General features: G+C 67.6%; 12 protein-coding genes. 4 read left to right on the top strand and 8 right to left on the bottom strand.

Annotated features, from left to right (window positions below; all coding sequences use genetic code 11):
- The first annotated feature begins 17 nt into the window (after positions 1-17).
- Both ABDW31_RS10790 and ABDW31_RS10795 read left to right on the top strand, forming a co-directional pair.
- Entirely contained in the window at positions 18-431 is a 414-nt protein-coding gene (locus ABDW31_RS10790) for a LuxR C-terminal-related transcriptional regulator (RefSeq protein ID WP_343698709.1), read from the top strand.
- 116 nt (positions 432-547) lie between these two features.
- Positions 548-1,069, top strand: a complete 522-nt coding sequence (locus tag ABDW31_RS10795) for a DUF4199 domain-containing protein (protein WP_343698710.1) — start codon at positions 548-550, stop codon at positions 1,067-1,069.
- Here ABDW31_RS10795 and ABDW31_RS10800 read toward each other — a convergent pair.
- The 6 genes from ABDW31_RS10800 to ABDW31_RS10825 form a co-directional block, all read right to left on the bottom strand.
- Positions 1,066-3,156, bottom strand: coding sequence for an ATP-binding protein (locus tag ABDW31_RS10800; protein ID WP_343698711.1), 2,091 nt, complete (start codon positions 3,154-3,156; stop codon positions 1,066-1,068). The genes ABDW31_RS10795 and ABDW31_RS10800 overlap by 4 nt on opposite strands.
- Positions 3,157-3,257: 101 nt before the next feature.
- Positions 3,258-4,340: a flagellar biosynthesis protein FlhB gene (gene flhB, locus ABDW31_RS10805; RefSeq protein WP_343698712.1), complete on the bottom strand. Its 1,083-nt coding sequence runs from the start codon at positions 4,338-4,340 to the stop codon at positions 3,258-3,260.
- 9 nt (positions 4,341-4,349) lie between these two features.
- Positions 4,350-5,105: a flagellar biosynthetic protein FliR gene (gene fliR, locus ABDW31_RS10810; RefSeq protein WP_343698713.1), complete on the bottom strand. Its 756-nt coding sequence runs from the start codon at positions 5,103-5,105 to the stop codon at positions 4,350-4,352.
- Positions 5,106-5,128: 23 nt separating this feature from the next.
- The gene (fliQ, locus tag ABDW31_RS10815; RefSeq protein WP_172263189.1) at positions 5,129-5,392 is read right to left on the bottom strand and encodes a flagellar biosynthesis protein FliQ; all 264 of its coding nucleotides are present in this window, start codon (positions 5,390-5,392) and stop codon (positions 5,129-5,131) included.
- Between the two features lie 309 nt (positions 5,393-5,701).
- Positions 5,702-6,001: a hypothetical protein gene (locus ABDW31_RS10820; protein WP_184721416.1), complete on the bottom strand. Its 300-nt coding sequence runs from the start codon at positions 5,999-6,001 to the stop codon at positions 5,702-5,704.
- A gap of 62 nt (positions 6,002-6,063) precedes the next feature.
- Positions 6,064-7,431: a hypothetical protein gene (locus ABDW31_RS10825; protein WP_343698714.1), complete on the bottom strand. Its 1,368-nt coding sequence runs from the start codon at positions 7,429-7,431 to the stop codon at positions 6,064-6,066.
- Positions 7,432-7,821: 390 nt separating this feature from the next.
- Between ABDW31_RS10825 and ABDW31_RS10830 the strand changes: the two genes are divergently transcribed.
- Positions 7,822-8,301 carry a ribonuclease H gene (locus ABDW31_RS10830; protein WP_343698715.1) on the top strand — a complete coding sequence of 160 codons (480 nt, stop codon included), beginning with the start codon at positions 7,822-7,824 and terminating at the stop codon, positions 8,299-8,301.
- Here ABDW31_RS10830 and ABDW31_RS10835 read toward each other — a convergent pair.
- Positions 8,298-8,669 carry a methylglyoxal synthase gene (locus tag ABDW31_RS10835; protein ID WP_184721422.1) on the bottom strand — a complete coding sequence of 124 codons (372 nt, stop codon included), beginning with the start codon at positions 8,667-8,669 and terminating at the stop codon, positions 8,298-8,300. The genes ABDW31_RS10830 and ABDW31_RS10835 overlap by 4 nt on opposite strands.
- A gap of 177 nt (positions 8,670-8,846) precedes the next feature.
- Between ABDW31_RS10835 and ABDW31_RS10840 the strand changes: the two genes are divergently transcribed.
- The gene (locus tag ABDW31_RS10840) at positions 8,847-10,016 is read left to right on the top strand and encodes a pyridoxal phosphate-dependent aminotransferase (RefSeq protein WP_343698716.1); all 1,170 of its coding nucleotides are present in this window, start codon (positions 8,847-8,849) and stop codon (positions 10,014-10,016) included.
- A 20-nt stretch (positions 10,017-10,036) separates the two neighbouring features.
- On the opposite strand, the gene ABDW31_RS10845 is transcribed toward ABDW31_RS10840, so the two are convergent.
- Positions 10,037-11,635 carry a peptide chain release factor 3 gene (locus tag ABDW31_RS10845; RefSeq protein WP_343698717.1) on the bottom strand — a complete coding sequence of 533 codons (1,599 nt, stop codon included), beginning with the start codon at positions 11,633-11,635 and terminating at the stop codon, positions 10,037-10,039.
- Positions 11,636-11,637 lie beyond the last annotated feature (2 nt).

Below are 11,637 nucleotides of genomic sequence, written 5' to 3' on the forward strand. Positions count from 1 at the left end.
TCTTGGCCCCATGGGTCATGATCCGCACCATCCTACTTTGGGCGCTTGTTCTGGCCCTGGGGGCCTTTGCGCTCCAATGGCTGGAGTACCGCTTCATCGTCCGCGCCTTTTCCTGGCAGGCCTATGTGGGCTTGATCGGGACGGCCTGCGCAATCGGGGGGGGCGGGGTCGGCTGGAGGTTGGCCGCGCGAGCGCGCCCCGCGACCTTCCAGCAAAACGACGCGGCGCTGACAGCTCTAGGCCTGACGGGCCAGGAGATGAAGGTGCTGGAACGCCTGGCCGCCGGCCGGTCCAACAAGGAGATCGCCCGGGATCTTGGCCTGTCGCCCAACACCATCAAGACCCATGTCGCCAACCTCTACGCAAAGCTGGAAGCCAGCCGGCGCACCCAGGCCGTCGGCAAGGCCCGCGACCTCATGCTGATCCCTTGACCGCTTGCCGATAGGGCGAAACGGTCGAACTCACCCTTTCGGGCGATACCGCTCCGGCGATGTGAGCGGCAGGTTCGAGGGAGGCGTCGCAGGGGGCGGCGCGGAGGAGAAACACCATGCAACGCACCATCCTGATCCATGGCCTGGCATCGGGCGTGATCATCATCCTAGGCATCATCAGCACGATCGTCCTGTCGGCCCCGCACAGCCTGTGGCTGGGCTATCTAATCATGCTGGTCGGGCTGTCTGCCGTCCTGCTGGCGATCAAGTCGCACCGCGACAAGGCCCTGGGCGGGGTGATCAAGTTCTGGCCGGCTTTTCTGATCGGTCTGGCGGTCGCAGCCGTCGCCAGCGTGGCCTATGTCCTGATCTGGGAAGGCTACCTGGCCCTGACCCACTACCGCTTCATGGACGACTACACAGCTAGCACCCTGGCGGCCAAGAGGGCTGCCGGACTGTCTGGAGCGGCCTATGACAAGCTGGCCGCGCAGCTGGACGCGATGCGGCTGGCCTATGCCAATCCGCTTTACCGGTTGCCGATGACCTTCATCGAGATCTTCCCCGTCGGCCTGTTGGTCGCCTTGGTCAGCGCGGCCTTGCTGCGTGATCCCAGGTTCCTGCCGGCGCGCAGCCGTTAGGCCGCCTGCAGCTGCTGCTTGACCCGCTCGGCCAGGGTCTTGATGTCGATCGGCTTGGGCAGGAAGGTCACGCCGGTCTCGCCTTCCAGCAGGTCGCTGAACTCGGCCTCGGCATAGCCGGAGATGAACATCACCGGCGCCGTGCCCAGATAGCCGCGGGCCTTCTTCAGCAAGGTCGGCCCGTCGATGCCGGGCATGATCACGTCGCTGATTAGCAGGTCGATCGTGCCGGCGTTCTCCTCGGCGATGACCAGCGCTTCCTCGCCGTCCGCGGCCTCCAGCACCTCGTAGCCGCGGGCGCGCAGCAGGCGGGCGGCGACGGAGCGCACGGCGTCCTCGTCCTCGACGAACAGGATGCGGCCGGCGCCCGACAGGTCGCGCGCGGCGCGCGACTTGGCCGGTTCGGCGGCGGCGGCTCTCTGGGCGGCGATCACGCCGGCCGGGGCGTCATAGATAGGCAGGAAGATGCGGAACGCCGCGCCCTCGCCCGGACGGCTATGGACGTGGATCCAGCCATCGCTTTGCTTGACGATGCCGTAGACCGTGGCCAGGCCCAGACCCGTGCCTTCGCCCACCGGCTTGGTGGTGAAGAACGGGTCGAAGATCTTGCCCATGACGTCAGGCGGAATGCCCGGGCCGTCGTCAGAAACCTCGATGAAGGCGGTGTCGCCCTCGGCTGCCGGAAAGCCCAGGCCGATGGCTTCGTCGCGGGTCAGGCGAGCGGTGCGGATGCGCACGATGCCGCCCCCCTTGGCCGCGCGCACGGCGTCGCGGGCGTTGACGGCCAGGTTCATCACCGCCGTTTCCAGCTGGCTCTTGTCAGCCCGCACCTGCGGCAGGTCGCGACCGTAGTCGGTGATCAGCTTGACGTCTTCGCGCAGGAGCCGGCGCAGCAGGACCTCGAACTCCGAGATCAGCTCGCCCAGGTCCAAAACCTCGCGCTGGACGGTCTGCTTGCGCGAGAAGGCCAGCAGCTTGCGCACCAGATCGGCGGCGCGCACGCCCGTCTGGCGGATTTCGTTCAAGCCCTCGTACGACGGATCGCCGACCGGGTGACGGTGCAGCAGCTCGTCCAGGCGCAGCTGGATGGCGGTCAGCAGGTTGTTGAAGTCGTGGGCCACGCCGCCGGCCAACTGGCCGATGGCCTGCATCTTCTGGGCCTGGGCCAGCTGCAGCTCGATCTGCTTCTGCTCCGACACGTCGATCATGTAGGCCACCAGGCGGCCCTCGGCGCGATAGAGGTACAGATGGACGATGCGGGTCGCGTCACGCGCCAGGCGCACCTCGAAGGGACCAGCCTTGCCCTCGTTTAGGCGGGTCTCGGCGTCGGCGCGCGAGGCCGCATCGATCAGATCACCGAACACCACACCGGCCTTGGCGCCGGTCATGGCGGTCATGGCCGGATTGGTCTCCAGGATCCGCGACTTGAACGGCTCCAGGCCTTCCAGCAGGGCCGCGCCGAACGGCGAGGCGCCGGCGAAGGCGTCCAGCGAATTGGTCTGCGAGGCGGCAGCCTGCTCGACCACCGGCGCGGGGGCCAGGGTTTCGGCGACCGGCCTGGCGGCCACGACGGGCGCCAGGCGGATCAACAGGCGACCACCGGCCAGGCGCGAGACCTTGGCGACGTGATCGGAACCGCCGGCGCTCAAGCTCCCCTCGGCCATCTCGCCCTTGCGGGCCTGGACCAAGGCGGCGAACAGGCCAGCGCCGGCCGAGCCGTTGGGCAGGCGGCGCTGGTCGCCCATCAGGACGCGCCAGGCCGGGTTGGCGGCCAGCAGGCGGCCGTCGGGCGCGGCCAGGGCGGCCGGCTCGCTCAGCGCCTCGATGAAGCCCTCGGCCTGATCGACGTCATTGGCGGCCGAAGCCGCGTTCGAACCCTTGATGGCCACAAGGCCCAGCACCGCCACGCCGGCCACGCCCAGCAGCAGCAGCAGGCCCGCCAGCGTGGTCGGACCGGCCTTCAGCGCCGGGGCGGCCGACAGGGCCGCGGCGGCCACGAAGAATATCGCCGCGCCGGCCAGCCACGGATCGAAGCGCCGACGCGAGGCGCCGGTCGAGACTTTGTCCTGGAGCTGAAAATCGGCCATCGGCGGCGAGGTACCCTGGTTATGGTGAGGCTGCGACTCACCGGCAATCGGAGAAAGGATAGCCTTTCCCGCGCCCTAGGTCAGTTATTGCAGATTCAGGGCTAGTTGGGCCGCCCGCCGCCCTGGGTCTTCTTGTTCATGATGAAGCTGATGACCTTGGCCACCGCTTCGAAGTGCTCGACGGGAATCTCCTCGTCGATCTCGACGCTGGCGTAGAGCGCGCGCGCCAAAGGCGGGTCTTCCAGCACCATGACGCCGTGCTCTTCGGCGACGGCGCGGATCTTCAGAGCCAGCTCGTCGACGCCCTTGGCCACGCACAGCGGCGCGGGCGTCTCGCCGGGCTCGTACTTCAGCGCCACGGCGTAGTGGGTCGGGTTCATGACGACGACGGTCGCCTTGGGCACGGCCTGCATCATGCGCTGGCGCGACCGCTGCATCTGGATCTGGCGACGCTTGCCCTTGATGTGGGGATCACCGTCCGACTGCTTGAACTCGTCCTTCACCTCCTGGAGGGTCATGCGCATGCGCGTCATGAAGCGCTGACGCTGCCAGAACCAGTCGATGGCGGCCATGGCGATCAGCAACAGCAGCACCGCCAACATCAGCGACTTGGACAGCTTCATCGCCTCGGGCAGCAGGGACGCGACGTCCATGCCCACCAGGTTGCGAACTTCGCCCACATGCGGCTTCAGCACCATGTAGGCGATGAAGCCGGTGACCAGGAACTTGATGGTCGACTTGGCGAACTGGACCATGCCGTCCATGCCGAAGATCCGGCCCAGGCCCTTCAGCAGGTCCAGCTTCTTGAAGTCGGGCTTTATCTTCTCCGGCGTCAGCATGAAGCCGGTCTGGGCGACATTGCCGATCACACCCAGCACCGCGGTGACGATCATCACCAGCAGCAGCGGCGGCATGGCGGCCATCACCGCCTGCTTCATCACCACCATCGCTCCGCCGCTGGAGATCTCGGTCGTGCCGGCATGGGCGATGAACGGATAGAGCGCCGCGGCCAGATCCCGCGTCAGCCAGCCGCCGGCAATTAGGATGACCGAGATCGCACCGGCCAGCGAAGCCAGCTGCGGGATGTCCTGGGACTTGACGACGTCGCCCTTGGCGCGGGCGTCCGACAGCTTCTTGGCTGAGGGGTCTTCTGTTTTCGACTCGGGATCCGCATCGTCCGCCATGGCTCGCCCCTAGTTGAACACGGCGAGAAGGTCGCGGTAACGATCGGTCCAGACCATGGCGATCCCGCCCAGGGACAGAGCCAGCAAGGACAGGCCCAGGATCACGCTGAGCGGCGAGGCCACGAAGAAGATCTGGAAGGCGGGCATGACCCGGCCAACCAGGCCCGTGGCGAGGTTGAAGACCAGCGAGAACACGATCACCGGCGCGGCCAGCTGGACGCCCAGCGAGAACGACTCCGCCACCGTCCGCACCGCCAGGGTGACAGAGTCGTTCAGCGGAATGGCGCGGGTGAACGGGAAGATCGTGTACGACTTGACGATGGCCCCGATGAACAGGTGATGCAGGTCGGTGGCCATCACCAGGGTCAGGCCCATCATCGACAGGAAGGTCGCCACGGCCGTGCTCGACCCCTGCATCGAGGGGTTGGTGGTCTGGGCGAAGGATAGGGTCGTCTGCAACGAGATGATTTCCCCGGCGGTCGTCAGCGAGATCATGAACAGGCGCAGCACCGAACCGACCATAAGGCCGATCAGCAGCTCGTGGATCACCGCCCCGACCAGGCCGCCCAGCGTGGTGGGGATCGGCGGCACGGTGTTCTGGACCAGCGGACCGACCAGCAGCGCCATCAGCAGGGCGAACGACAGCCGGATGCGCGGCGGCACCGACTGGTCGCCGATGCCCGGCATCGTCATGACCATGGCGCCCACCCGTGCGAACACGAGGGCGGCGACATAGACCTGAAACGCCGTGGCGAAAGAGTCCACCGGAAGGCCCCTGCCCCTCTGACCTACATGCCCGCGATGCGGGCGGCGATCTGGCGCATGAACCCGCTCATCAGCGAGCCCATCAGCGGCAGGAACAGCAGCAGCGACAGGAAGATGGCGACGATCTTGGGCGCATAGACCAGGGTCTGTTCCTGGATCTGGGTCAGAGCCTGGAACAGGCCGATGGCGACACCGACGACAAGGCCGACGATCAGAACCGGCGCGCACAGCTGCAGCGTCAGCCAGATCGCGTCACGGCCGACATCAAGAACCTCGGCGCCCGTCATGCAAAGCCTCGTCGGAATCGGCCGTACTGGCCGTGTTGCCTTCGAGGCGGAAGATGCGGCGAATATGGTTAACAGGCCGTTAGGGGTTGTTACCGGGAAGGCCATAAAACGGGGGCGCGACGGTGGGTCGCGGGGCGACGGCAAGGACGGTTAGCGCTCCTCCGCCTCGACCCTGTCGGCGGCGATCCACATCCTCCGCTCCGCGAGGGAGGGTGGGCTCTCCTCACCCGTAGCCAAGCGTGCGGGGGAGGTGGCGCGATGCGGATACGCGTCGTGACGGAGGGGCGCTAAAGTCTCAACCCCCTCGCCTTAACGGATGCGAATGCTGACCGGGACCTGGATGTACGAACCGGCGCGGCTCTTGCCGTCGGGGCCCAGCAGGTCGACCTGGAATTGCGAGGCCATCGACAGGGCGGCCTGGCCGACACCCAGGTCGGCGTGGCTCTCTTCCTGGACGGTGCAGCCGGTCAGGTGACCGTCATTCTTCACGAGGCAGTTCAGCAGGGCGACGGCGACGCGCGGCTCGGAAACGGGCGTCAGCAGGTCCGACGAGGTCTTGGCCGGAGCGGCGTTGGCGATGAAGGCGGCCAGAGCGAGCGAAGCGATCACGAGTTCATCCCTTGTACTTTGTCGTTTTGGGCGGCTCGGGCGCCGCCTTGTTCCAATTCGGATCAGGCGGCGTGGGCCTGCTGGACTCTCTGCAGGCCTTGTGCCGCCAAGTCGGTCAGAGAGCGCAGGCCCAGCTCCGAGAAGATGTCGAAGGCGGCGGCCAGGGCCATGCCGGCGCGGTCCAGGCGACCCTCGTCACGCCCGGTGATCTCCACGCGAGCCTCGTACAGGCGGGCCAGGTTCATCTGGGCCACCGCCCAGCTGGCCGGATCGCGCGCGCCCGAGACAGCGGCCAGCTCGGCCTTGAAGGCCAGCTCGGCGGCGTCCAGCACCGCAAGATCGGCGGTCAGCTCGGCGCAGCGGGCCAGGCACAGGGCGCGGTTGTTGGCGACCACGGCGCGCAGGGCCAAGGCCGGCTGGACCTTCAGCACCTGGGTGGCGCGATCATAGGCCGAAACGGCCTGCTCGAAGGCGCGCTCGCTGGTCGAGGCCTCGCCCATGGTCTGCAGGGCAGAGCCCAGGGCCGACTGGGCGCGCGCCCAGTCCATCGGGCTGTGATCGGCGCTCAGCACCTCGACGGCCGCGGTCAGGACCTCGACCCCGTCGGCGATGCAGGACAGCTCGCCGTCCAGGTCGCCTAGTTGGCAGAGGGCCTGGCCGCGGAGGCCTTCCAGCCGCGCCCAGGCCAGCGGTTCGAAATCGGGATCCAGCACGCCTGAGGCAACCTTGGCCTCCGCGGCGGCCAGTTCGGCCAAGGCCCGGTCTTTCAGGCGCTCGGCGCAGGCCAGGATCAATTCGATACGCGCGGCGCGCTGGTCGGCCAGCTGCAAACGGGCCGGACCGCCCTTCACGCGCTTGGCGGCGGCCAGGGCGCGTAGCGGCGCCTCATAGGCCTGAACGGCGGACAGGGCGCGATCCAGATCACCGGCCGCCAGGGCCGTGCGCCCGTCGAAGCCGGCGCTGAGCGCGCCGCACAGGGCTGAGCGTTGGCCGGCGGGCGTGCGGGTCAGGATAGCCGCGGCGGCCGCGACCAGTCCCTCGTCACCGAAGAGATCCGCGCCCAGCACGGCCAGCACCGCCTGCTCGCAGCGGGCGGCGGCCAGGGCGTCGTGACGACGCTCGGCCTCGAAGATCTTGGCGGCGGCTTCGGCTTGGGACGCGCCCTTGCGCAGGGCGGCGGCGTCGCCGCTGCGGCGGGCCAGCTCGCGCCAGACGACCGCGGCCTCCAGCAGGCGAGCGCCGCGATCCTTGGCCCCGAGACGGCCGGCGACGACATCGGCCGATCGCGCCTCATTGGTCAGAAGATGAATGTCCAGCAGTTCCAGCAGCGACGTGTCGCCGCCGGTCAGCCCCTCGCGCCACGTGCCCTTGAAGCCGCCATCGGTTTCGACGCCGAACAGACGCTTCAGATCTCGCCCGAACTCGAACATGCCTGCGCACTCCACCTACGGATGTCCCACGCCGGGACGCCCGGCGGAGGTTTCAACGCCCGAGCAGCAAAACCGGAGCCAACGCGCTTAACAAGTGGTTAACGAGTGTTTAGAGCGCGTTAACCATAAATATTTTCCATATTTTTACACCTTGTTTCGAATTTCAACCAATATGGTTGAATATGTACTGAGTTGGCACACTTCTTGCTTTACCGAATACAAGCGGAGCCATTGATAGCCCCAGCTTCTTAGAACTTTGTTCACTGAACTGAAAATGACGTTAACTATAAGTTTTTGGCACCGGTTTACCTTTCGTTCACGGACGCCCTCCCCTTTTCGCGCCGAAGCAGGCTAGAAGGGCGGTCCTCGCGTCGTTTCGAAGGTTCCGCCATGGCCGCCGTCACCCTCTGGATCGCCAGCCTGTGCCGTCCCGATCCAGGCTATGGCGGCTGGTCATGGGTGCGCCGGATAGACGGCGAGACCGGCGCGGCGGCGATCAAGGGCGCGGCCGGCGGCGAGCGACGCAGCAGCGGCGCCAAGATGAGCCTGACCGCCCTGGCCGAGGCGCTGGACAGCCTGTCGGACCTGCCGGCCGATACGGCCGTGACCCTGCGCTTCTCGGATCCTAACCTGGCGGGCCAGCTGGTCGCCTCGGACGGCGACTACGCCACGGCCGAGCCGGACGCCTGGGCTGCCGCGCGCAAGGCCCTGGCGGCTCGTCCCGCGATGAACCTGACCCCCGTCCCGGCTGGCGACGGCGCCAGCGGCTTCCTGACCGCCTGGGCCGAGTTCGGGCTGGACACCAGCAAGACCCGCGGCAGCTTCAAGGCCGCCATCCCCAAGCCGAACCTGCTGAAGTTCCCGGGCTAGGCGCGGACGATCAGATCCGCCGTCGCCGGATTGCAGGCGAACGGGATGTTGGCCAGCGTGGCCAGGCGGATCAGCGCCTTGACGTCGACATCGTGCGGCTGTGGTGACAGCGGGTCGACGAAGAACACGAGCACGTCCAGCCGGCCCTCGGCGATCATCGCGCCCAGTTGCTGGTCACCGCCCAGCGGACCGCTCTTCAACCGCACCAGGTGAAGCTGCGGCAGCGCCTCCAGGATCCGGCCGCCGGTGGTGCCGGTGGCGAACAGCGCCTTGTCCTTCAGGAAGTCGGCGTGGGCGATCGCCCACTCGACCAGGGCGGCCTTCTTGTCATCGTGGGCCACCAGGCCGATGGCGAGCGGAGCGGGCATGGGCGTCTTCCGTAAGCTTGACCCCGCACTCATTTCGCGCCCGCGCGCCAATGGCAAGGGCGCCAGGCGCTCGCGGCTTGGGCGCCCGATCGCCCTGGCCCGTCCCGGCGTGGCTTCTGCTTGCGCCCGCGCCGTCCAGGGTTCGTCGTGGTCGCTTCAAAACGGGGAGCAGAGACCATGAGCAAGCCGACGTCCGACGAACAAGCGCTGGGCCGCCGATCCTTCCTGCGGGGCGCGGCCTTCCTGGCGGCCGCCGCGCCGATCCTGACCGAGGCCCAGCTGGCCCATGCGGCCCAGGCCGCGGCCGCGCCGACAGGCCTGGCCCTGCATGGCCAGAGTCCCAACGCCCCGCCGGCCGACATGGTGCTGATCAACGCCAACGAAAACCCGCTCGGCCCCAGCAAGGCCGCCTGCGACGCCATCGCCCGCATCGCGCCGCTGGGCGGCCGCTACGATCGCTACGGCGAGACCGAGATGCTGGTGCGCACCTTCGCCGCCCAGAACGGCCTGAAGCCCGAGAACGTCGCGGCCTATGCCGGCTCGTCCGAGCCCCTGCACTACGCGGTGCTGGCCTTCACCTCGCCGACCCGGAGCTTCATCACCGCCGATCCGTCCTACGAGGCGGGCATGTACGCGGCCAAGACCAGCCAGGCCAAGGTCATCAAGGTGCCGCTGACCGCCGACCACGCCCACGACGTCAAGGCGATGGTCGCCGCCGATCCGAACGCCGGCGTCATCTATATCTGCAACCCCAACAACCCGACCGGCACCCTGACCACCAAGCAGGACATCGTCTGGGCGCTGGAAAACAAGCCGGCCGGCGCGATCGTGCTGGTGGACGAGGCCTATATCCACCTGGCCGACACGGCCGATGCGCTGGACCTGGTGGCGGCGGGCAAGGACCTGATCGTGCTGCGGACCTTCTCGAAGATCTATGGCATGGCCGGCATCCGCTGCGGCTTCGCCGTCGCGCGGCCGGACCTGCTGGCCAAGCTGACACCGTTCGGCCAGAACGCCATGCCGATCACCGCCTCGGCCGCGGCCCGCGCCTCGCTGGAGGACGCGGCCCTGATCCCGGCGCGCAAGAAGCTGATCGGCGATGTCCGCCGCGACACCTTCGCCTGGCTGAAGGCCAACAACTACAAGGTCATCGGCGAGCCGCAGTCCAACTGCTTCATGATCGACACCGGCCGCGACGGCAAAGCCGTGATCGCGGCGATGAAGGCTCGCAACGTCATGATCGGCCGCACCTGGCCGATCTGGCCCAATGCGGTGCGGGTCTCGGTCGGCACGCCCGAGGAAATGGCCAAGTTCAAGACCGCCTTCAAGGCGGTGATGAGCGCCTAGGGAAACTCGAAGGAGCGGGTCTAGGCCCGCTCTTTCGTCCGCTCGAAGCGCACCTTCGGATAGCGCTCGGCGACATAGCCGATTTCCCAGGACGACTTGCCCAGGAACACCGGCTGCTCGTCGATGTCCTGGCCCATGGCCGACTTGTGCTTGTCGACGAAGTCCTCGACGTCGGCCCGTGCGCCGCCCAGCCAGCGGGCCTCGGCATAGGGGCTGTTCTCGAAGATCACGTCCAGCTGGTACTCGTTGGCCAGGCGGTCGGCCATGACCTCGAACTGCAGTTGGCCGACGGCGCCGACGATGAAGTCGCTGCCGATCATCGGGCGGAACAACTGGGTGACGCCTTCTTCGGCCAGGCCTTCCAGCGCCTTCTTCAGGTGTTTGGCCTTCAGCGGATCCTTCACGCGCACGCGGCGCAGGATTTCCGGCGCGAAATTGGGCAGGCCGGCGAAGCGCAGCGACCCGCTCTCCGACAGGCTGTCGCCCACGCGGAGGACGCCGTGGTTGGGAATGCCTATCACGTCGCCGGCGAAGGCGTCCTCGGCCAGTTCGCGATCGCTGGCGAAGAACATGATCGGCGCGTTGACGCTCATGGCCTTGCCGGTGTTCTGAGCCTTCAGCTTCATGCCGCGGGTGAAACGGCCGCTGGTCAGGCGCAGGAAGGCGATCCGGTCGCGGTGATTGGGGTCCATGTTCGCCTGGACCTTGAACACGAAGCCCGAGACTTCCGTATCGCCCGGCGCGACGTGGGTATCGGCGCCGGTCTTGGTCGCCGCCGCCGGCTTGGGCGGCGGGGCATAGGCGCCGATGCCGGCCAGCAGCTGGTCGACGCCGAAGTGGCGCAGGGCCGAGCCGAAGAACACCGGCGTCATGTGGCCTTCCAGGAAGCTCTGGACGTCGAACGGCTTGCCGGCCTCGGTGACCAGCATGGCGTTGTCTTCCAGCTCGGCCTTCTCGTCGGGGTCCAGGTACTGGACCACCGCATTGCTGTTGAAGGCCACGGCGTCGGGATGGCCCTCGTCGTCGGTCGAGCTCTTCTTGGCGTAGGGAATGAACTGCTGGCTTCGCAGGTCCAGCATCCCCTTGAAGCGACCACCCGAACCGGCCGGCCAGAACAGCGGCGCCGGGTCAAGAGCCAGCTTGGACGATACCTCGTCCAGCAGCTCGAACGGGTCCTGAGCCTCGCGGTCCATCTTGTTGATGAAGGTGATGATCGGGATGTCGCGCAGGCGGCATACCTCGAACAGCTTCAGGGTCTGGGGCTCGATGCCCTTGGCGGCATCCAGCACCATGACCGCGGCGTCGGCGGCCGTCAGGGTGCGGTAGGTGTCTTCCGAGAAGTCTTCGTGCCCCGGCGTGTCCAGCAGGTTGAACATCAGGCCGTCGTGGTCGAACGTCATCACCGATGCTGAGACCGAGATCCCGCGCTCGCGTTCGATCTTCATCCAGTCCGACTGCGTGCGGCGGGCCTGGCCGCGGGCGCGCACGGCGCCGGCCGCGCGGATGGCGCCGCCGGCCAGCAGCAGGTTTTCCGTCAGCGTGGTCTTGCCGGCGTCGGGGTGGCTGATGATGGCGAAGGTGCGCCGACGGGCGGCTTCAACGGCGGGAGAATTGCTCATGG

The sequence above is a fragment of the Caulobacter sp. genome (assembly GCF_039596335.1).
Classification (GTDB): domain Bacteria; phylum Pseudomonadota; class Alphaproteobacteria; order Caulobacterales; family Caulobacteraceae; genus Caulobacter.

Coding starts and splice junctions, on each gene's coding strand:
- ABDW31_RS10790 (WP_343698709.1), top strand. CDS start 18: ATGATCCGCACCATCCTACTTTGGGCGCTTGTTCTGGCCCTGGGGGCC.
- ABDW31_RS10795 (WP_343698710.1), top strand. CDS start 548: ATGCAACGCACCATCCTGATCCATGGCCTGGCATCGGGCGTGATCATC.
- ABDW31_RS10800 (WP_343698711.1), bottom strand. CDS start 3,156: ATGGCCGATTTTCAGCTCCAGGACAAAGTCTCGACCGGCGCCTCGCGT.
- flhB (WP_343698712.1), bottom strand. CDS start 4,340: ATGGCGGACGATGCGGATCCCGAGTCGAAAACAGAAGACCCCTCAGCC.
- fliQ (WP_172263189.1), bottom strand. CDS start 5,392: ATGACGGGCGCCGAGGTTCTTGATGTCGGCCGTGACGCGATCTGGCTG.
- ABDW31_RS10825 (WP_343698714.1), bottom strand. CDS start 7,431: ATGTTCGAGTTCGGGCGAGATCTGAAGCGTCTGTTCGGCGTCGAAACC.
- ABDW31_RS10830 (WP_343698715.1), top strand. CDS start 7,822: ATGGCCGCCGTCACCCTCTGGATCGCCAGCCTGTGCCGTCCCGATCCA.
- ABDW31_RS10835 (WP_184721422.1), bottom strand. CDS start 8,669: ATGCCCGCTCCGCTCGCCATCGGCCTGGTGGCCCACGATGACAAGAAG.
- ABDW31_RS10840 (WP_343698716.1), top strand. CDS start 8,847: ATGAGCAAGCCGACGTCCGACGAACAAGCGCTGGGCCGCCGATCCTTC.
- ABDW31_RS10845 (WP_343698717.1), bottom strand. CDS start 11,635: ATGAGCAATTCTCCCGCCGTTGAAGCCGCCCGTCGGCGCACCTTCGCC.